The following is a 19,558-nucleotide window of genomic DNA, read 5'->3' as shown; positions in this document are numbered from 1 at the left end:
CGGTTCGGACAAAGGAATTGCCGCTGGACGGGAGTCGCGTCACCTTTGCTATAGTACATAAAGGGGAACGGTGCCTGAAGCGATGTTCTGAACCCTATTCTGACATGTGAAACTCGCGTTTCGGTCTTAGGTCAGGCAAACCGTTGACGGTGGGGGATAAGAAAATAGGCGGCAAGGAAATAGACGGGGGCGGCCGTGGCCACGGCCTGGGCTATTATGTCGCCATCTATTCTGCGGCACTGGCCCTTATTGCCGCCTTTGGTGTCGGAACTTTTTTTCTTTCTGACCGGATCATCACCGAGGAAGCCCGCAGCGCGACCCTGGTACGGATCGCGACTCGGCAAACGACCCTGTCCCAGCGAATCAGCGGGCTTGCTTTTCAATACGCCATGGCAAATCCGCAGCAACGGCGATATCTGGAACCCTTGATTCAGTCTTCCATCGGTCTGATGCGCAGCTCTCATGAGGCCCTTCTGATGGGTGACGCGCAATTGGGACTGCCGGGAGGCGGCTTTTCCGACGACATCGACGAAATGTTCTTCGGTGAAGCAGAGCAATTGGACTACCGCGTCCGCCGTTTCATGACACTGGCGGAAGACTTTCTGGAACTGCCGCAAAACTTCCTCGACGAAAAGAACCAGGGCCTGATCCGCCTGTTGGCGGCGGCGCAGGACGAGCTCATGGACTCGCTGACCGAAGTGGCGACCGCCTACGAAGACGCGAGTCGCGATCGCGTCCGCAAGCTTCGGGAGCGTATCTCCTGGCTTTTGGCCTCGTTCCTAGCCGTGGTCGCGTTAGAGGGCGTTCTGGTCTTCCGGCCACTTTTCCGGACTCTCGTGCGTCACCGGGAAGAACTCTACAATATGGCAAGGACGGATCCACTGACCGGTTGTTTCAACCGGCGTGCCCTGATGGAATCGGCGGAAAACGAATTTGCCCGCGCGCGGCGTTACAAATCACCACTAACCATCGCCATGTTTGACATCGACCGTTTCAAGAAGGTCAACGATACCTACGGTCACGCCGCCGGCGACGAAGTTATCAAGAACATTGTAACGACAGCGACGGAGTCCATACGAACCGTCGATATCTTCGGACGGACCGGTGGCGAGGAGTTCGCTATCGTCTTACCCGACACCGGCACGGTCGGCGCCTCTATCGTTGCCGAGAAACTGCGTTCGGCCGTTGAACATTCGATCACGGAATTCGGCGGACAAAATATCACGGTTACGGTCAGCGTCGGGATCGGCTTCGTCATGCCTGGCGATCAGAATGCGTCCCAGGCACTGTCACGGGCCGATCAGGCCTTGTACCGCGCAAAACAGACCGGACGGAACCGTGTGAACACCTTCGAACTTGAAGAAGTCGGCGCAACCGACTAGCAAATTTGTTCTGTTTTCAACGGTGGCTCACAGGAAACCCGGAGCTTGGACCGGTCGCCGCTGGCCTCATCTAGACCGGGTTCCTCTCCGGAAACGAACGCGCCACATACCGACGCAACGAAGAAATAACGAAAGACAGGGAAGGTCATGCTTCATCTCGCCGCGAATCTGCAACGCCTCGGCACCGAAACCGCGTTCGACGTTCTGGCCAAAGCGGGACGCCTGCAAGCCGCCGGCGCCGATATCATCAATCTCGGCATCGGACAGCCGGATTTCCCGACCCCCGACCACATCGTCGAGGCCGCGGTGAAGGCACTGCGGGACGGCCATCACGGATACACCCCCGCGAACGGAATCCTGCCGCTGCGTGAGGCGGTCGCGGCGGACCTGCACAAACGCCATGGCGTTACCGTGGACCCGGATACGGTCGTCGCCGTTCCCGGCGGCAAGGTCACGATGTTCTTCGCCATCATGATGTTCGGCGAACCCGGGGCCGAGATCATGTATCCCGATCCCGGCTTCCCGATCTACCGCTCCGTCATAGACTATACCGGCGCCAAGGCCGTCCCGATTCCCTTGCTGGAGGAGAACAATTTCGCCTTTTCCGCCGAGGAGGTTCTGTCCCGGATCACGCCGAAGACGCGTCTGATCATCGTCAACAGCCCGGCAAACCCGACCGGCGGCGTCACGCCGGCCGAAGAAATGGACAAACTGGCGGCCGGTTTGGCCGACTTCCCCGACGTCGCCATCATGTCGGACGAGATCTATAGCCAGATGCTGTATGACGGACGGCAGCATCGCAGCATCCTCAGCTACGATCACTTGAAGGATCGAGCCATCATGCTGGACGGCTGGTCCAAGACCTATGCTATGACGGGCTGGCGGCTTGGCTTCGCCGTTTGGCCGAAAGACCTTGCGCCGGTCGCCACACGGCTGGCGATCAATTGTCATTCCTGTGTGAACGCATCCGCCCAGTTTGCCGGCATAGCCGCGTTGGAAGGGCCACAGGACGACGCGCGTGCCATGGTGAAGGCGTTCGACGAGCGCCGAAAAGTGGTGATGGAAGCGCTGAATGCCCTACCCGGCTTTTCCTGCATTGAACCGGCCGGCGCGTTCTATGCCTTTCCGAACATCACGAAAACCGGCCTGACAGCCGCAGAGGCGCAAGACCTCTTCCTGGAAGAAGCCGGCGTCGCGACCATCGCAGGCACCAGTTTCGGCATCCACGGGGAAGGCTACATTCGGGTTTCTTATGCCAATTCAACGGCGAATATCCGTAAAGCCATGTCACGGATGGGCGACGCTCTCGCGGCACGGGGGTAGTGTATATCCCCTTGTCGTCAGCACAATTTTGTCGCCGTTCTGCTTGTCATCACGTATCCTCCGACTGCCGGGATCAAAAAATACGCAATTGCATATTTTTTAATCACACGTGGGTGCCTGGAAAAAAGGCCACCTCACCTCAACCCTTTGTAATCGCGGGTAAAACATGATCCGAGAGATTGGCATAGGCGATGCAAAGGCGGGTATTACGACCGAGCCCCTGTTCGGTCGCCAATCATGTAGCACCAGCGGAAAGTCTCTCACCGCTGTCATCTGAAGGATCGGGTCGCCGATGAAAAAAATCGAAGCGATCATCAAGCCTTTCAAGCTTGATGAAGTGAAAGAAGCGCTGCACGAGATTGGAATCCAAGGCATTACCGTGACCGAGGCAAAGGGTTTTGGGCGTCAAAAGGGCCATACCGAACTCTACCGGGGCGCGGAATATGTCGTCGACTTCCTGCCCAAGGTGAGGTTGGAAATCGTGTTGGACGACAATCTTGCCGAGCGTGCCGTAGAAGCCATCCAAAACGCCGCGCAGACTGGGAGGATTGGCGACGGCAAGATCTTTGTGAGCAGCATCGAAGAAGTCATCCGCATTCGGACCGGAGAACGCGGTTCAGATGCCATCTAGACCGGGATGCGGAAACTACCGAGACCGGTGAGCCGGTCCGATGCCAGTTTCCCGCCCCACCAACAACGCAAGTTCTTAACAAGAGGAAGACGAGAACATGTCAGACGTTCAGACCGTCATGAAAATGATCGAGGAAAACGATGTTAAATACGTCGATTTCCGGTTCACCGACCCGCGCGGCAAGTGGCAGCACACGGCACAGTACATCACGACCATCGATGAAGAGACCCTCACCGAGGGTATCATGTTCGACGGTTCGTCGATCGCCGGCTGGAAGGCCATCAACGAGTCCGACATGATTCTGAAGCCGGACTTGAGCTCGGCCGTCATGGACCCCTTCACCGCGCAGCCGCAGTTGATTCTGTTCTGCGACATTCTGGAACCGTCCACCGGCCAGCCGTATGAACGTGACCCGCGCTCGATCTGCAAGAAGGCGCTGTCCTACATGGAATCGCTGGGCATCGGCGACACCGCCTATTTCGGACCGGAAGCTGAATTCTTCGTGTTCGACGACGTTAAGTGGTCCACGAATCAGGAATTCATGGCCTACAAGATCGATTCCGAAGAAGACCCCTACAACAGCTTCGCCGATTTCGAAGACGGCAACACCGGCCACCGTCCGGCGACCAAGGGCGGTTACTTCCCGGTTGCGCCGGTCGATAGCGGCACGGACATGCGCGCTGAAATGGTCAGCGTCATGGTCGAAATGGGCCTGGACATGGAAAAGCACCATCACGAAGTGGCGCCTTCCCAGCATGAACTGGGTATCAAGTTCGACACGTTGGTCGAAACCGCGGACACCATGCAGAAGTACAAATACTGCGTTCACATGGTAGCCCACGCCTATGGCAAGACCGCGACCTTCATGCCGAAGCCGGTTGTTGGCGATAATGGTTCGGGCATGCACACCCACCAGTCGATCTGGAAGGACGGCAAGAACATGTTCGCCGGTTCGGGTTATGCCGACCTCAGCGAAACCTGCCTGTACTATATCGGCGGCATCATCAAACACGCCAAGGCCCTGAACGCCTTCACCAACCCGTCGACCAACAGCTACAAGCGTCTGATCCCGGGTTTCGAAGCACCGGTGTTGCTGGCCTATTCCGCCCGTAACCGGTCGGCCTCCTGCCGTATCCCGTACGTCTCCAGCCCGAAGGGCAAGCGCGTCGAAGTTCGTTTCCCGGATGCGACCGCCAACCCCTATCTGGCTTACTCCGCGATGCTGATGGCCGGCCTTGACGGGATCCAGAACAAGATCCATCCGGGCGATCCGATGGATAAGGATCTGTACGACCTGCCGCCGGAAGAACTGGCTGAAGTGCCGACGGTTTGCGGTTCGCTCCGCGAAGCGCTGGAATCACTCGATGCCGACCGCGACTTCCTGAAGGCCGGTGGTGTCATGACCGACGAAATGATCGACGGTTATCTCGACCTGAAGTGGGAAGAAGTGTACCGCCTGGAGCACACGACGCATCCGGTCGAATACGAAATGTACTACAGCGCGTAATTCCCTTCCCGATCCCGGTTCAGAAGCCGGGTGAAGGATGCGTTTCCGAGAGCCCCGCCGGCCAAACCGGCGGGGCTTTTGCTTTGTCGCATCCCCATGCCTTCAGACGATTTCGGCAACCTGTCATCACTGCAAATGACCAGGGAAGAAACGCGTTATTCCGTGCCCAAGCCTTTAGGATGACGGAGGCCTACCGGAGTAACCTTTTGTAAATCTTTGGCCTGTATTCTCGGCAAAGTCCAAATTAGATAAATCTAAGTTACCGGTTCGACCATGAAGCAAACGAGACTTGCCCTTTATTGCCAGCCGTCCGACGCATTCCGTCTGACGAACTTGGCAGGGATTCTCGATAAGAACCGGGAATATAACGGCAATTTTGGAATTTCCGCTGTTATGGCGATGACTCAGACCCATTTCATGTATGTCATGGAAGGGCCGCGCGAGGCGGTCTCTCAGTCTTTTTCGAACATTATGTGCGACCCCAATTTCCGCAACGTCGTGCTGTTTGGCATGGAAGAAATCAACGAGCGCATGTTCGACGCCGGCCCTGTCGATTTTATCTCCGCCGACGCTTTCAGCGTCGATTTCTGCCGCGAGGCGATCAAGATGCCTCGTATTCTGCCGTCGCTTTTGAGCTTCGAGAATGCGAAGCGCCTGCTGCTGAAAGCCAGCCGGAAATGTGATATTCTGGCAAAGTCGCAGCAGCTGATCGACGATTGCGCGAACGAAGACTATTTCGAAATTGCGGTCTAGGCACCCGCTGGAAAACGCGACCTGAGCCTTCGGAACAGCTTCCCCAAGAGTTTCCGGGGCGGAATGGGCGAAGGTAATTGAATGAAAGAAATACGGTTAGCTTACTACAGCAAGCCAGCAGACACTTTCCGCTTCACGGACCTCGAACCGATTCTGGCCGCTTCGCGCCGAAACAACGAACGTTTGCAGGTCACCGGGCTGCTCGGGCTGACCTCGACGCATTTCATGCATTACCTCGAGGGGTCGCGGGAAGCCGTCTCCACTATCTTCTCGAAAATCAATCAGGACCGCCGCCATCGTGACGTGACATTCTATGGCGTGGGAGAGATTGAGGACCGGCTCGTCCCCGAAGATCCAATGGCTTTTGTCAGCGGCAAAGCGTTTTCAGAAGAACTCTGCATGCGCCTCTACGGCCGCAAAACCATCATCCCCTCGCTGTTGAACCAGCGCGCTGCTGTCGCGCTGTTCGCCGCACTGGCGCAGAACCGGCCGCAAATGCAGGCATCGGAAGACCTTCTGCAAGAAGCGCTGCAGGACGACTATTTCGAGATTTCCTTCTAGTCCAGGTCCACCCCGGTTTCATGCGGCCCTAGCCGCACGTTTCTGCTGGTTCAGCCCGCCAGTTCGGCAAGACAATCCGCCAAAACCCGCGCGCCCGCCGCCAAGTCTTCCGGCAAAGCATCCTCCGCTTCGTTATGGCTGATCCCATCCACGCAGGGCACGAAAATCATGCCAGTGGGGGCAAGCGGGGGAATATACATCGCGTCATGTCCCGCGCCGGACGGCATCCGCCGTCCGGGCAGACCAAGCGCCAACCGACATTCATCGATCAAGTCAACAATCTCAGGCGTAAAAGGCGTCACAGGCGAGTCCGACAAGCGCTTGACTTGGGCCCGGCACCGCCGCGCACCCGCGACAGTCGCCGGCAGCCGCCCGATCAAGTCCGACATCCGCTCAATCTCCGCATTTTCCGGATGTCGCAGGTCTATCGTGAATGTCACATGACTCGGCACCGTGTTCGGCGCGCCAGGTTTCGCAATGAACCTTCCAACTGTGAAACGCATCGCATCGGCATCATCCAAGGCTTCTTTTTCAAGACGCGCTATTACCTCGACGGCAGCGAGCACCGCATCGGACCGGTTCGCCCGTGGCGTGGTGCCCGCATGCGCTTCTTCCCCGAAAATTTCGATTTCAAACAGGTTCTGGCTTTGCACAGAGGTTACGACGCCGATGGTTTCCCCTTCCGTGACAAGGACCGGACCCTGTTCGATATGCGCTTCGATATAGGCGGCCAGCGGCGCCCCGAAGTCGCGTGGCCTGGCATCTTCCGTCCTGGCCATCACCGACACCAACGCTTCCCCGACACTCATCCCTTCCGGGTCCCGGATCGCCTGTGCCCATTCCAGCGAATAACGGCCAGTATAGACGCCGGAGCCCATGCAAGACGGTGGAAACCGTGCCCCTTCCTCGTTCGTCCAGGCGACAACTTCGACCGGATGCTTTGTTAAGGCGCCGGCATCTTCCAGCGCTTCCAGCGCCTCGAACCCGGCCATCACGCCATAAGCGCCGTCGAAACGGCCACCGGTCGGCTGGGTATCCAGATGCGAGCCGGTCGTCACGGGTGGCAAGGTGTCGTCTTGGCCCGAGCGGCGAACAAACAAATTCCCGATCTCATCCTGAAAAATCGAGAATCCCCGGGACAACGCCCAATCCGCCAACATGCGACGGGCCGTGCCGTCTTCCTGCGTGAGTGCCTGCCGGTTCACGCCGCCTTTCGCGGTTGCCCCGATCTGCGCCAAATCCATCAACCGGTCCCACAGCCGATCCTGTTTCACATGTTCCGAATACCGCATATCGCCCCCATCGCCAAAACGTCGTCCAGTAACCATCAATCCTGACGGATCGAACCTCGAAGTTCAAAGCGATTGGCATTGCTCAACGTATTGAGGACAGTTCATCGCGCACGGGGGTTCGCCCAAAGCTTCGGCCCGTCGGCATCATCGTTCTAGCGGGGAATTTTCACGGTGGCTTCGGCACCGCCCCAGCCATCCACCTTGTCATGGGCGCGGACGGTTACTTGATCCACTCCGGCCGGTATTTTCACGCCCGAAAGCGACCGCGTGAACGGCTGTTCGTCGACATGCGGATGGAACAGGGTTCGAACGCCAAGGACCTTTCCGTCGGGCCCGACCACTTCCCAGGCATCGGCATAGTGATCCCAGCCCGTGTCTTCATGGGCGACAGTGACATCGAACCGGTAGCTGTCTCCCTGCTGGGTGACCTGCACTTTGAGGACATCGGCTTTTCCGGCCAAAGCCACGGCCGGAAACGACATCAGCACCCAAACCGAACAAAGTATCAAACCGCGCATCGTGTCATCATCCTGTTTGGTTTCGCCAGTCTGTGTATCGCCCCTACCCTTCTACAGGCCTGGGCTTACGGTTCTCATCAATGGCGACATAGGTAAACACACCTTCGGTCACTTTTACGCGCGCGCCTTCCGCATCGCGTTGCGCCCAGGCCTGGATATGTACCGTCATGGACGTGCGCCCGATTCGCACCATATCCGCATAGCAACACACGACATCACCGACAAAAACCGGGTTGTAAAAAGTCATTGTGTCGACCGCCACCGTCGCGACACGCCCACTTCCCTTGTTCCGGGCCAAGACGCCGCCGGCGATATCCATTTTCGCCAGCAACCATCCGCCGAAAATATCGCCTGCTGGATTGGTGTCCGCCGGCATCGCCAAAGTGCGGATGACCAGCTCGCCCCGTGGATCTTCCTGTTCAGAATCAGTCATTTGCGACCTCCCCGCTTCTCGGTGTTGAAATACAATATCTTGTGTATATGATCCGCCAAATCCACTTGATAAGCTTGTTGCGCCAAAGGGCGCCCGGTATACTGACCCCATGGACGATTTATTCCAAAGCGACGATTCAGATAATAGCGCGAATGGCTATTCCGCAAAGGATATCGAGGTTCTCGAAGGCCTTGAACCTGTGCGGCGCCGACCCGGTATGTATATCGGCGGCACGGACGAGCGTGCCCTTCATCATCTTGTCGCCGAAGTGCTCGACAACTCGATGGACGAAGCCGTCGCCGGCCATGCAAGCCGGATCGAAGTCGAAATGGGCGCTGACGGGACCGTCACTATCCGCGACAACGGTCGTGGGATTCCGATCGACCCGCATCCAAAATACAAAGACAAGTCCGCACTGGAGGTGATTCTCACCACCCTCCATTCCGGCGGCAAATTCTCCGGCAAGGCCTATGCGACCTCCGGCGGCCTACACGGGGTCGGGATCTCCGTGGTCAATGCGCTGTCGGACGAGATGAGCGTGGAAGTCGCCCGCGATAAGAAGCTGTACCGGCAGACCTTTTCACGCGGACTTGCGACCACGAAACTCACAGAAATTGGTGACGTCAGCAACCGTCGCGGCACAACTGTCACGTTCCATCCGGACCGGGAAATCTTTGGTCAGGACGCTGAATTCCAGCCCCATCGCCTCTATCGGATGGTCCGATCGAAAGCCTATCTGTTTAAAGGTGTCGAAATACGCTGGGTGTGCGATCCGTCGCTGCTGAAAGGCAAAACCGAAGCGGATACCCCGGAAAAAGACAAACTTCATTTCCCCGGCGGCCTCAGAGACTACCTGAACGCCACACTGAACGGCCGCGTGACCGTCACCCCGCGCCCCTTCGCGGGTGAGATGAAGGCTGATGACGGAATCGGCCGCGCGGAATGGGCCGTCCATTGGCCGCTGGATGGCGACGGCTTCGTCAGTACCTATTGCAACACGGTTCCGACATCCCAGGGCGGCAGCCACGAAACCGCCATGCGCGGCGCCATGGCCAAGTCACTGCGGGCGTATGGCGAATTGGTGGCAAACAAGAAGGCGGCGCAGATCACCGCCGAGGATGTGGTCGGGGAAGCAAGCGTGTTGCTTTCCGTCTTCATCCCTGAACCCCAGTTTCAGGGACAGACGAAAGAGAAACTTGCCTCTCCCGAAGCGGCCAAGCTGGTCGAAACCGCCATCAAGGATCGGTTCGACCATTGGCTGGCGGAAGATCCGGCCTCGGCCAACGATTTGATGGAACGCATCCTGGAACGTGTCGACGACCGGTTGAAGCGCCGTCAGCAAAAGGAACTGCAACGCAAATCGCCGACACGGAAGCTCCGCCTGCCGGGCAAGCTGGCTGATTGTTCCTCCTCAGGGCCTGAAGAAACCGAAATTTTCCTGGTAGAGGGCGATTCCGCCGGCGGCTCCGCCAAACAGGCTCGGAACCGAAAGACACAAGCGATCCTGCCGCTGCGAGGCAAGATCCTAAACGTCGCCAGCGCCAGCGCCGACAAACTGCAGGGCAACCAGGAACTCAAGGATCTGGCCCAGGCACTCGGCTGCGGGACCAAAAGCGACTGTAATCCTGAAAAACTGCGCTATGACCGCGTCATCATCATGACGGATGCCGATGTGGACGGGGCGCATATCGCCTCGCTGTTGATGACATTCTTCTACCGCGAGATGGGCCCGATCATCGAAGCCGGCCGGCTCTACCTCGCGGTGCCGCCCCTCTATCGACTGACCCAGGGCGGGAAAACGGTTTATGCCCGCGATGACGCCGACAAGGACGTGAAGCTGAAGTCGGAGTTCAAAGCAAACGCCAAGGTCGAAATCAGCCGTTTCAAAGGCTTGGGCGAAATGCCCCCGCACCAACTTCGCGACACAACCATGGACCCAGGCAAGCGAACCTTGATCCAGGTTGGCCTGCCCAACCGGGCCTTCGAAGAAAACTTGGATGAAGCCCGTCGGACGGCAAAGACCGTCGACACGTTGATGGGAAAGAAGCCCGAACTACGCTTCGCCTTTATTCAGGAGAACGCCCGCTTCGTCGAGGAAATCGACATTTAACGGACCGCTTCGCGATCAGGCCGCGCGGTCCGGGAGCAGGAATATCTTCCGAGCCGCGTCGCATGTCATCCGTTCCTTGGAATACCACCTGCCAATAACATCGATTGATTCCAAATCACTGTTCGCTTTTTCGAAAGCGGCGAAATCATCGGTATCCGCCCCCTCCTCCATGCGTTCTGCGATCAAACTCAGGAACGCCAAGGTGATTGTCGCATTGAACTTCTCGGGTGCGCCCGCCTTCTCCGCCATTGCACGCAGGGACACGGCGTATTTCGACGCTGCTTCCACGAAATCGTACCGTCGCAGCATTTCAAATGCAGCTGCAATGTGATCTCGGTGTTTGAAACACGCAGGGTCGAGTGTTTGTGCTTCGAATGCAGCGAACAGGTTTTCCGAAGTCATCGTCATCACAGATCTCCGCCGCCGTCCGGTTCCTTGAACGTGTGGCTGTCCTGGGCGGAAAGCTCGAGGTCGTAAACGCTCTTCAACTGTTCGATCTTCGCCAATGTTTCCTTAGAAAACGGTGGCTGGTTTTCGAAACTGTGGAGTGCAATTCCCTCGATAAGGTCGCCGACGGACATATCAAGATGTTCCGCCAGCCCCTTCAAAACCTTCAGCAGCCGCTTTTCGATGCGGATACCGGTTTGCACACGTTCAATCGTCTTGCTCATCTATGTACATTGGTACCAACACACATAAATGTCAACAATCTACCGATCGGCGAGAGCTAGCCGCAGGCCGAGAATACCGAAAGCGCCGGCAAAGGAACGACGCAGCCACATCAAGACCTTGGGACGGGAAATGACATAGTCTCGCGCCAAGGACGCACACGCGCCGTAGCCGACGAAGACCACAAAGGTCATCACCATGAAAATCAGAGCCAACAGGACAAGTTGCGGTGTCGGATTAGCCGCATCCGCGGTCACGAATTGCGGCAGGAAGGCCAGGAAGAACAACGACAGTTTTGGATTAAGCACATTCAAGAGCAATCCGTTGCGGATCAACTTCAGCGCCAGTTGCGGCTTGCGGTCCGCATCCACGGAAAGCGCGCCCCCTTCCCTCGCGATGTTCCAGGCCATGTAAAAAAGATAGGCAACGCCCAGATATTTGATGATCTGAAATGCCAATGCACTGGCATGCAGGATGGCTGCCAGACCGACGATACTGGCAATGGCAGCTGGGAGAATACCGAGCGTGCAGCCAAAAGCGGCCGCGATACTGGGCCGGAACCCCTGCCCCAGCCCGACCGCCAACGTATAAAGAACGCCGGTTCCGGGTAACAGAACGACAACCAAAGACGTCAAAAGAAATTCGATACTCATCAATCCTCACCTACACAACGCGCGATTTTGTCAGAAATTGTTACATCGGAAGATATTCAAATCCCATCTAATTCTCCTTACATAGAAAGCGTAACCCTGCACATAGTTGCAGGGAAATTGGGACAAGGAGGGGCAGAGTATGTTCGGGCGTCACGCTCGGGCATGTTTACGCCGTCAATACCCCGAGTCCGATAGGCCGGACCGATCTGCAAGGAGCTTTCCAAATGAAATCATCGCTACTCGGCCTGGCCGCCGCCTCCGCACTGCTTGCCGGTTGTGCGACTGGCGACAGTGTTGTCGTTCAAAATCGGTATCAGGCCGCCGACTACAACTACGCGGTGGTCCAATATTACAACGCGGGCAAACCGAGCTACGTAGAAGTTCATAACAACCCGTTCGACAATGCCCAGGCGGATGACCGCATCGCCGCCCTGATGCGGGGCAAGAATTTAGGCAAGCCGATCCTGTTCACCGCCAACCGCAACTATGCGGGCGGGGACACAAAAGTCGTTGTCGTCTTCAATCCACCCAGCAGCCTGACAGGGCTTGCGGCGTGCAATCTGGACGGCGGACAGGCCGGCAATGGCAACGCAGGTGATCACGGATATGTATTGATGTCCTACTGCGTGAATGGGCAGGACAAGTCCTCCCTTCGGGCATCGGCAGGGTCGGTCAACGGCTTGGATGACCCAGCGTTGGAACGCCTTCTGGCGCGCGCGACATATGATTTGCTGCCGGAAAACTTCTCCAAGCGGCAAGGCAGCGGCAGTAGCTGACGCCCGAAACGACGTTACGGGGGTAATATCGGCATGGCGGTTCGGGGGAATCGCCGTCCGCATCCTAGGAGGCCGAAGGATGACGACCATGAAATCTGTGGTACTGGCACTGGCAATAGCCGGATTGAGTGCCTGTGCCCTTGGCGGCGCGGCGGAGATCGCCCCCTACAAAGTCTATGGTGAACGGTTTTCCCCCAAATATCAGTTTGGGGATCTGCAATACTATAACAATGACAAGCAGATGGCCGTCGATGTCGTAAACGAACCATTCGTCCAACCTGACGCGGACCGGCGGATCGCATCCGCCATGCGCGGCAAAAATCAAGGCGCCCGGATCGCGTTTACCGCCACGCCGGGTCCGGATACCCCCGACGAAACCAAAATCGTTGTCGCCTTCGGAACCGGAGAATCGGACTCCGGCGCCCAATATTGCGGTGGCGGGCCGATTGCCCCCAACGCCAAGCCGGATGACGAACACCTGCGGATGCTGATGATCTATTGCAAGCATGACAGGTTCATGAGTTCGGTTCGTGGCGAAATGCCGGCTACCGGCAATGTAGACGACCCGGCGTTCAAGAGCATGCTGGCCCTGGCGACCAAACTGGTGATTCCGCTGCAAGACCCATTCAATGAAAACCGCGGCCGAAAAAAGAAGGTTGGATCCTGACCCCTGTTATCGGGCGATGAAACCACACCCAGGCAAAGATAACCGCAAAGGACCGGCGCAATGAACCGGCTGCAATTTCTGGCCATGGCCCTGGCGCTGGCGGTGCTTACCGGATGCGTTAACACGCCGGTGCCCTACATGGTTTATGGCGAACGATATCATCCGGGTTATGACTTCGGTGAACTTCAGTACTACAACGGTGACAAGGAAATGGCCGTGGAGGTCTTCAATGCACCGTTCGAACCCTCGTTGGATCCGGCTCAGCGGATTGCCCTGTCCATGCGCGGGAAGAATCGCGGCGCGCGCATCGCTTTCACCGCGGAACCGGGCCCCCTGACACCGAAGCAGACGAAGGTCATTATCGCTTTCGATATGAAACCGACGGATGACGGATATGGTTATTGCGGCGGTAATCCGCCCGGCGACGCGAAATCAGCCGATGACGGCCGGATGATGATGGTCATGGTCTATTGCAAGCGGAACGCCTTCGTCAGTTCGGTCCGCGCCCGCATGGCGCGCCCGGAGACGCCGGACGACCCTACATTCCAAAGCATGTTGGCTGAAACAACGCGAAAATTGTTACCGCGCCCCCTGCCACTGTACGACGACAACCAGCGCGAAGAGACACGCCGCCTATTCGAAATACTTGGCTACTGACAGCGAGTATTGACCGGCGCTACGCCGATTTACCAAGCCAATCCCGCAAAGCGGCATTCACTTCCGCGGGACGTTCCATGGTCGACATATGGGCGCAATTTTCAATTACGGTCAGTTCCGCACCCGGGATCAGGCCGGCCATCTCTTCGTGAAACGTCAAAGGCGTCAACCTGTCTTCGCGTCCGCAGATAAGGCGAACCGGCAGCGCGTAACCCGGAAGATCGGCGCGGCTGTCCTGCCGTTCAATCAAGGCTTTCACCTGGGCAGGGAAAGCTTTTTCGGCAACCGCTTTCATCATCGCCCGCATGGGGCGGATCAACACCTCTTCCCCCAACCGAGATGGCGGCACCACAAGTTCCAGGAATTCCTGAACCAGGGCATCGACTTCGCCTGCGTTGAAGCGATCCACCATCTTCCGCCTTTGGGCGGCGCGCTCCGCATTGTCCGCACCGGGATTTGTATCGAGCAGGGCCAACCGTTCCACGCGTTCCGGCGCCTGTCGCATCACTTCCATGCAGACCATACCTCCCATCGAAAGCCCCGCCAGAGAGAAGCGCGGCGGCGCTTGACGCAACAGCCGGGCGGCCATGCCGGAAAGACTGTCGTCCTCAGTCACGTCGGCGATCATGGGATGGGCGATATCGCGCAAACCGGCGACCTGACGGTCCCAAAGCACGTCGTTGCACAGATGCCCGGGCACCAGTACCAAATCAATTTCCAACACTCATTTCCTTCCCGCGACACGGGCTCTTACGGCCCGATTGTTTAGTTCGTTTGGACTATTTGATCAGTTTCGAGATGTCCTTGAAGGCTTCCGATCCCGCGTCCCCCATCCATTCGAAACATACCATCTCGGAATTGACGATACTGATACCCGCCGCACGCATCCGATCGACCGCGACGAACTTGTCCGCGACCTTGCGGCTGGAACAAGCATCGACGACCACATACGGCGTCAATCCCTGGGCCGCAAACCCGAAGGCGGTCTGAAGCACGCAAACATGCGTTTCGACGCCGCAGATCACCAACTGTTTCCTTTTCTTACCGGCAATATGGGACGCCAAACCGGAATCGGCGGCACAACTGAACGCAGTCTTGTCCAGCGTTTCACCGTCTTCCAGCAGATCTTCGACCTCAGGCACCAAGGGTCCCAACCCTTTTGGATATTGGCGAGAGGCAGAGATCGGAATGCCGAGCCGACGCGCCGCCCTGGCGACAACGGAAGTCCGTTCGATGACGTGATCCGGGTCGTCCATAGCCGGCATCAACCGCCCCTGAATATCGATAATCAGGACCTGGGATTCTTCGGCTTTCAGCAACATGTTTGCGATCTCCACAATCGAGGGTTCGACAAAATTAGCCGGTGACGCATGGATTCCGCAATTCATAGCCCGCAAACCCGCAGAACCATTGACATTCTGCACTTCAACACTATGATCTCGACACTTCTAGCGGGTTTGATCCGCCAATACTTGGGGACCGATTTTTATAGGGACTTGCGTTCGTTGCAGGCGCCGCCCCCTCTTTAAGGACAGCATGACAGAGACATTTGCCGATTTGGGCCTGGGCGAAGGCATCCTCCGCGCCGTGGCTGACGCGGGCTACACGAAGCCCACACCAATCCAACAAAAAGCCATTCCCTACGTTCTGATGGGGCGCGACATTTTGGGCTGCGCGCAGACCGGGACGGGAAAAACCGCATCTTTTACGTTGCCGATGATCGACATTCTGGCGCAGGGTCGCGCCCGGGCGCGCATGCCGCGAACGGTCATCCTGGAACCGACGCGCGAACTGGCCGCGCAGGTGGCAGAGAATTTCGACACCTATGGCAAATACAATAAGCTGACGATGGCGCTGCTGATTGGCGGCGTTTCGTTCAACGAGCAGGAAAAATTGCTCGACCGTGGCGTCGACGTCCTGATTGCGACGCCTGGACGCCTGCTGGACCATTGCGAACGCGGCAAGGTCATGCTGACCGACACCAAGGTTCTGGTGATCGATGAAGCCGATCGGATGCTGGACATGGGGTTCATTCCTGATGTTGAACGCATTGTCGGCCTGATGCCGGTCATCCGGCAGACGCTTATGTTCTCCGCGACGATGCCACCGGAAATCAAAAAACTTGCCGACAAGTTCCTGATGAACCCGAAGGAAATGGCCGTCGATCCGCCCTCTTCCACCGCGGATACCGTCGAACAGGCTTTCGTTTCCGTTTCCTCGCGTTCCAAGCGCAAGACGCTGCGGGATCTGATCGATCGCGAAGGTGATGCACTCAAGAACGCGCTCATTTTCTGCAATAGAAAGCGCGAGGTGGCCGACCTTTTCACAAGTTTGCAGAAAGCCGGCTATCCGGTGGGCGCGCTCCATGGCGATATGGACCAATACAAACGCATGGAGTGGCTGGAGAAATTCCGCAACGGTGACGTTACCATCCTGATTTGTTCGGATGTCGCCGCCCGTGGCTTGGACATCTCGACCGTCAGCCATGTTTTCAATGTGGATGTTCCAAACAATTCGGAAGACTATGTTCATCGAATCGGCCGGACCGGCCGCGCTGGACGCCTCGGCAAATCGATCACCTTGGTGACCAAGGAAGACGACAAGCTGTGGGCCGCCGTGAAGAAGATGGTCGGCAAGGACATTCCTGAAATCAAGATGGACGGTTCAGCGCCTTCTTCGGAAGACCCGGCCGAGACGGAGGAACGCAGCCCGCGCCGTCCGTCCAGAAGCAGATCTTCCAGAGGCGCCGACAAATCCAGCAAATCCGCGCCAAGCAAGAAAGCAGCCGATACGGAAGAGACCGTTCAGCAGTCCCCCGACCGGGACGTCTCGGAAAGCGAAACGCCGAACAAGGAAGCGAGCAACAAGCCCGATCGCTCCCGCGGCAAGAAAGAACCCCGCAAACCGCGACGGGGCCGCGGCGAACATCACGATATCGGGGAACTCGACGAAATGACGGTGCCCTTCGGCCAAAGCGATCAATTGCCGGCCTTCCTGCGCCGTTAAACTTACCGCGGAACCGGAATGGCTAGCCGGATATCGTCCTTCACCGCCGCACCAGCTGGCCAATCCGAACGGTCGGATATCGCGCCGGCCGGAATTGGGCATAATGGCGGCCCAGTCCTTCTCCAAGGTTACAAGACCTGGCTGTGGAAAAAGGCCCATCAAGCGGCTTGGAAGACGCCCCCCCGCGAAGTCATGTTGCGGCGGTTGCGGCGGGCCAAGGCGCTGGGCATGACCTACCGGGAATATACCTTGGAGATCCTGGAGCGCGGTCGTTATCTGTGAACCACCGGCTTTCAGGCCCTTGACGGCCAAGTCTGGTTCGGGACACTGCTGATCAAATCAATCACCCAGTTAGGCTGAATATCATGCAGACGATTTTCATTCAGGTGAAGTGCGAACTCGGCAAAGCCTATGTGGTCGCGGACGAAGCCATCGACGTAGAGGGCGTGTCGGAAGTCTATTCGACCTCGGGCAACTACGATCTGATGATGAAATGCTACCTGCAGGACGAAGAAGATATCGGCCACTTCGTCAATGAAAGCATCCAAACCCTGCCGGGCGTTCGGGATACCTTCACACTTATTACATTTAAAGCATTCGGGTAACGAAATATAAACTTCTCTCCCCGAATATTGGTTCATTACCGGTATTTGGGGCGAGAAACGCGCCGGAAAGGTCGACCGATGCCAAAATCCGTTTCGGATTTCGATGAAGAAAAGCTGCGGGCCGAAGTCCTCGGCCTGTTCCAGTACATTCAGCGGTTTCGCGAAGAAATCGCCCATATGATCCAACCGGATGCGGAGGACGAAAAGACCCGCTTCCAGTCGATTTCCGAACAATTGGACGCCATCATCGCGGCCACCGAAACCGCCACCCATGCCATTCTAGAAGGTATGGAGCAGATTGACGCGGTGAATGCCAAACTGCGTGAGGTTAAGGACCCGGAAGAAATAGGCCCGCTCTGTGATGAGTTGGAACAGATATCCATGAACACCATGGAATCCTGCACCTTTCAGGACATCACCGGCCAACGCGTCACCAAAATCGTACGATCCATGCAATTCGTCGAATCCCGTGTCGATGCGATGCTGGAGATTTGGGGTCGGGACGAAGTTCAGGAGCTTGCCAAAAAGAGCTCGGAACTTTCCAACAAACGCGAAGGCGACGAAGCCCTGCTCAACGGTCCTGCATTGGAGAGCGAAAAGTCGATCAGCCAGGCCGATATCGACGCCCTGTTCGACTAACTTGCCATTGCAGCCATTCCCGACGTGACTGAGCCTGAAAGTAGGGCCCCGGACCGGATGCGAAACAGACCATGACCGGTCAAAGCCATCCCAAGTACCGAACCGACGACATTCGGCAGACCTTCGGCGCGCTGCGGAATACACGCCTGTTCAAAACCGTCGTGACCGCCGTAATCCTGCTCGTTGCGTTGGCATTGCTCATTCGCTCATTCGGTTTCGGCGGGACCACCGAAGATCTGTGTGATGTGGTGCTCAATTGGGGTACGGCGGTGTTTGCCGTCGAGGTATCCCTCCTCATGATCGCGCAACGGGTCGCCTTTTTCGGAAAGATCGGCAATGCGGCCCTGTTTTTGATAACCGGTATCGCACTGTTCACGCCGTTTGATTTCGTTTTGATGCTGCGCCTGTTCCCGCTCCTCACCAACGGTGTTTACAGCCGGCGATTACCGCGACCGCTGGCCTTGGCGATAACGCCTTTTTGGCTGGTCGCCTGCCTGGCCGCCGCGGCGCGCGACTATGTCATGTTTGAGAACATGGATTGTGCTGGATGGGCAGACTGCATTACGACGGCGTCCAGCCTCGCGATGCCCTAACCTTCATGTATCACCGAAAATCGGCTTAAACACTTGCTCGAAACTCGTCTGATAAAGGCCTGTTTTCACGTAATTGTAAGGAGTGATATTTGTCGCTTTGATATAGGCGCCGGTCACCACGCCACCCTCCACGTCAAAATCGACAATGTTGACGCAGCCCATATCCTGCTCGAATGCCTTAAGGCCGGCTAGGCCCGCGCCCGACACCCAGGACAGGATGGCGCGATTGACCCCGTCATGGGCGACCAACAGCATCCGGCGCCAAGCCCCATCCACAGCAAGATTACGGAAAGCGCAGGTCACACGGTCATAAAACGGGGCGAATTCATCGCCGCCGGCAAAGCGCGCGCCCGGCAGATGCGCTTGATCCAATGTCTTGATGAAAGTCTTGGCGCGGTCTGCTTCCGGCACGCTGGAAACCCGGCCGCCGCGTATTTCGAGAAACCCCTGGTCCTCTTCCAATGCCGCACCTTGCCCGTCCAAGACCAGTTCGGCGGTCATCCGTGTACGCGGAAGGCCGGAACAGACAGCTCTGTCGATTTGAACACCGGACATCATCGCCGACGCGGCCTTGGCTTGCCCGATACCGTATTCGGTTAAAGTTACCAGCTTGGGGTTTACCAGCTTGCCGTCGGGGCCACGGTAGTCGACCTCTCCGTGCCGCATTAGAAAAATCCTGCGGCGGTTCTTGGTCCCCGGTAAGCTCATGCTTGTTCCCCCATTTCGATATCGTCCTTCATATTTCACGCCGCGAAGAGCCCGCAGAGTGCAACCTGTTGCGGC

Annotated in this window: 24 protein-coding genes; 15 read left to right on the top strand and 9 right to left on the bottom strand. The window is 57.4% G+C overall.

Annotated features, from left to right (window positions below):
* The first annotated feature begins 149 nt into the window (after window positions 1-149).
* The 6 genes from EOI86_RS08555 (at window position 150) to EOI86_RS08530 (ending at window position 6,157) form a co-directional block, all read left to right on the top strand.
* Window positions 150-1,382 (top strand): GGDEF domain-containing protein, encoded by a 1,233-nt coding sequence (locus tag EOI86_RS08555; protein WP_161973750.1) that lies wholly within the window; start codon window positions 150-152, stop codon window positions 1,380-1,382.
* Window positions 1,383-1,529: 147 nt separating this feature from the next.
* Complete coding sequence (locus EOI86_RS08550) at window positions 1,530-2,705, top strand: pyridoxal phosphate-dependent aminotransferase (protein WP_127764649.1); 1,176 nt, start codon at window positions 1,530-1,532, stop codon at window positions 2,703-2,705.
* A gap of 292 nt (window positions 2,706-2,997) precedes the next feature.
* A complete protein-coding gene (locus EOI86_RS08545) occupies window positions 2,998-3,336 on the top strand; it encodes a P-II family nitrogen regulator (protein WP_127764648.1) in 339 nt (112 codons plus the stop codon).
* A 97-nt stretch (window positions 3,337-3,433) separates the two neighbouring features.
* Window positions 3,434-4,843: a type I glutamate--ammonia ligase gene (gene glnA, locus EOI86_RS08540; protein ID WP_127764647.1), complete on the top strand. Its 1,410-nt coding sequence runs from the start codon at window positions 3,434-3,436 to the stop codon at window positions 4,841-4,843.
* A 273-nt stretch (window positions 4,844-5,116) separates the two neighbouring features.
* Window positions 5,117-5,596, top strand: a complete 480-nt coding sequence (locus tag EOI86_RS08535; RefSeq protein ID WP_127764646.1) for a BLUF domain-containing protein — start codon at window positions 5,117-5,119, stop codon at window positions 5,594-5,596.
* Between the two features lie 81 nt (window positions 5,597-5,677).
* Entirely contained in the window at window positions 5,678-6,157 is a 480-nt protein-coding gene (locus EOI86_RS08530; protein ID WP_127764645.1) for a BLUF domain-containing protein, read from the top strand.
* Between the two features lie 50 nt (window positions 6,158-6,207).
* Here the strand turns inward: EOI86_RS08530 and EOI86_RS08525 are convergent, their stop codons facing one another.
* The 3 genes from EOI86_RS08525 to yciA all read right to left on the bottom strand — a co-directional run bounded on the left by EOI86_RS08525 (window position 6,208) and on the right by yciA (window position 8,400).
* Complete coding sequence (locus EOI86_RS08525; protein WP_127764644.1) at window positions 6,208-7,485, bottom strand: M20 family metallo-hydrolase; 1,278 nt, start codon at window positions 7,483-7,485, stop codon at window positions 6,208-6,210.
* 116 nt (window positions 7,486-7,601) lie between these two features.
* Window positions 7,602-7,967: a hypothetical protein gene (locus EOI86_RS08520; RefSeq protein WP_127764643.1), complete on the bottom strand. Its 366-nt coding sequence runs from the start codon at window positions 7,965-7,967 to the stop codon at window positions 7,602-7,604.
* Between the two features lie 43 nt (window positions 7,968-8,010).
* Window positions 8,011-8,400, bottom strand: a complete 390-nt coding sequence (gene yciA, locus EOI86_RS08515) for an acyl-CoA thioester hydrolase YciA (RefSeq protein WP_127764642.1) — start codon at window positions 8,398-8,400, stop codon at window positions 8,011-8,013.
* A 109-nt stretch (window positions 8,401-8,509) separates the two neighbouring features.
* Between yciA and parE the strand changes: the two genes are divergently transcribed.
* The gene (gene parE, locus EOI86_RS08510) at window positions 8,510-10,510 is read left to right on the top strand and encodes a DNA topoisomerase IV subunit B (RefSeq protein ID WP_127764641.1); all 2,001 of its coding nucleotides are present in this window, start codon (window positions 8,510-8,512) and stop codon (window positions 10,508-10,510) included.
* A 15-nt stretch (window positions 10,511-10,525) separates the two neighbouring features.
* On the opposite strand, the gene EOI86_RS08505 is transcribed toward parE, so the two are convergent.
* The 3 genes from EOI86_RS08505 to EOI86_RS08495 are packed head-to-tail and all read right to left on the bottom strand — an operon-like array spanning window position 10,526 to window position 11,832.
* The gene (locus tag EOI86_RS08505) at window positions 10,526-10,918 is read right to left on the bottom strand and encodes a hypothetical protein (protein ID WP_127764640.1); all 393 of its coding nucleotides are present in this window, start codon (window positions 10,916-10,918) and stop codon (window positions 10,526-10,528) included.
* The gene (locus tag EOI86_RS08500) at window positions 10,918-11,181 is read right to left on the bottom strand and encodes a hypothetical protein (RefSeq protein ID WP_127764639.1); all 264 of its coding nucleotides are present in this window, start codon (window positions 11,179-11,181) and stop codon (window positions 10,918-10,920) included. The genes EOI86_RS08505 and EOI86_RS08500 overlap by 1 nt, the downstream gene beginning before the upstream one ends.
* 39 nt (window positions 11,182-11,220) lie before the next feature.
* On the bottom strand, window positions 11,221-11,832 hold the full coding sequence (locus tag EOI86_RS08495; RefSeq protein ID WP_127764638.1) for a LysE family translocator: 612 nt from the start codon (window positions 11,830-11,832) through the stop codon (window positions 11,221-11,223).
* 224 nt (window positions 11,833-12,056) lie between these two features.
* Between EOI86_RS08495 and EOI86_RS08490 the strand changes: the two genes are divergently transcribed.
* From EOI86_RS08490 to EOI86_RS08480, 3 genes are all read left to right on the top strand, one after another.
* Window positions 12,057-12,608 (top strand): hypothetical protein, encoded by a 552-nt coding sequence (locus EOI86_RS08490; protein WP_127764637.1) that lies wholly within the window; start codon window positions 12,057-12,059, stop codon window positions 12,606-12,608.
* An 88-nt stretch (window positions 12,609-12,696) separates the two neighbouring features.
* Window positions 12,697-13,275: a hypothetical protein gene (locus tag EOI86_RS08485; RefSeq protein WP_127764636.1), complete on the top strand. Its 579-nt coding sequence runs from the start codon at window positions 12,697-12,699 to the stop codon at window positions 13,273-13,275.
* Window positions 13,276-13,335: 60 nt separating this feature from the next.
* Window positions 13,336-13,932, top strand: a complete 597-nt coding sequence (locus EOI86_RS08480) for a hypothetical protein (RefSeq protein ID WP_127764635.1) — start codon at window positions 13,336-13,338, stop codon at window positions 13,930-13,932.
* A gap of 19 nt (window positions 13,933-13,951) precedes the next feature.
* On the opposite strand, the gene EOI86_RS08475 is transcribed toward EOI86_RS08480, so the two are convergent.
* Together EOI86_RS08475 and EOI86_RS08470 are read right to left on the bottom strand one after the other, a co-directional pair.
* On the bottom strand, window positions 13,952-14,656 hold the full coding sequence (locus EOI86_RS08475; RefSeq protein ID WP_127764634.1) for an alpha/beta fold hydrolase: 705 nt from the start codon (window positions 14,654-14,656) through the stop codon (window positions 13,952-13,954).
* 55 nt (window positions 14,657-14,711) lie between these two features.
* Window positions 14,712-15,254, bottom strand: coding sequence for a hydrolase (locus tag EOI86_RS08470; RefSeq protein WP_127764633.1), 543 nt, complete (start codon window positions 15,252-15,254; stop codon window positions 14,712-14,714).
* A 214-nt stretch (window positions 15,255-15,468) separates the two neighbouring features.
* Here EOI86_RS08470 and EOI86_RS08465 point away from each other — a divergent pair, with 214 nt between their 5' ends.
* The 5 genes from EOI86_RS08465 to EOI86_RS08445 all read left to right on the top strand — a co-directional run bounded on the left by EOI86_RS08465 (window position 15,469) and on the right by EOI86_RS08445 (window position 18,775).
* Window positions 15,469-16,938: a DEAD/DEAH box helicase gene (locus tag EOI86_RS08465; RefSeq protein ID WP_127764632.1), complete on the top strand. Its 1,470-nt coding sequence runs from the start codon at window positions 15,469-15,471 to the stop codon at window positions 16,936-16,938.
* A gap of 18 nt (window positions 16,939-16,956) precedes the next feature.
* Entirely contained in the window at window positions 16,957-17,220 is a 264-nt protein-coding gene (locus EOI86_RS24600; RefSeq protein ID WP_127764631.1) for a hypothetical protein, read from the top strand.
* Window positions 17,221-17,303: 83 nt separating this feature from the next.
* Window positions 17,304-17,543 carry an Lrp/AsnC ligand binding domain-containing protein gene (locus tag EOI86_RS08455; protein WP_127764630.1) on the top strand — a complete coding sequence of 80 codons (240 nt, stop codon included), beginning with the start codon at window positions 17,304-17,306 and terminating at the stop codon, window positions 17,541-17,543.
* A gap of 78 nt (window positions 17,544-17,621) precedes the next feature.
* Window positions 17,622-18,182, top strand: a complete 561-nt coding sequence (locus EOI86_RS08450) for a protein phosphatase CheZ (RefSeq protein WP_127764629.1) — start codon at window positions 17,622-17,624, stop codon at window positions 18,180-18,182.
* 71 nt (window positions 18,183-18,253) lie between these two features.
* Entirely contained in the window at window positions 18,254-18,775 is a 522-nt protein-coding gene (locus EOI86_RS08445) for a hypothetical protein (protein WP_127764628.1), read from the top strand.
* Between the two features lie 3 nt (window positions 18,776-18,778).
* Here the strand turns inward: EOI86_RS08445 and EOI86_RS08440 are convergent, their stop codons facing one another.
* On the bottom strand, window positions 18,779-19,483 hold the full coding sequence (locus EOI86_RS08440) for a histidine phosphatase family protein (protein WP_127764627.1): 705 nt from the start codon (window positions 19,481-19,483) through the stop codon (window positions 18,779-18,781).
* Window positions 19,484-19,558: the final 75 nt, after the last annotated feature.

It is taken from the genome of Hwanghaeella grinnelliae (assembly GCF_004005845.1).
In the GTDB taxonomy this organism is placed as follows: domain Bacteria; phylum Pseudomonadota; class Alphaproteobacteria; order UBA8366; family Aestuariispiraceae; genus Hwanghaeella; species Hwanghaeella grinnelliae.
Note: the sequence above shows the minus strand (reverse complement) of the source record. Positions and strands in the feature narration are given on the sequence as shown.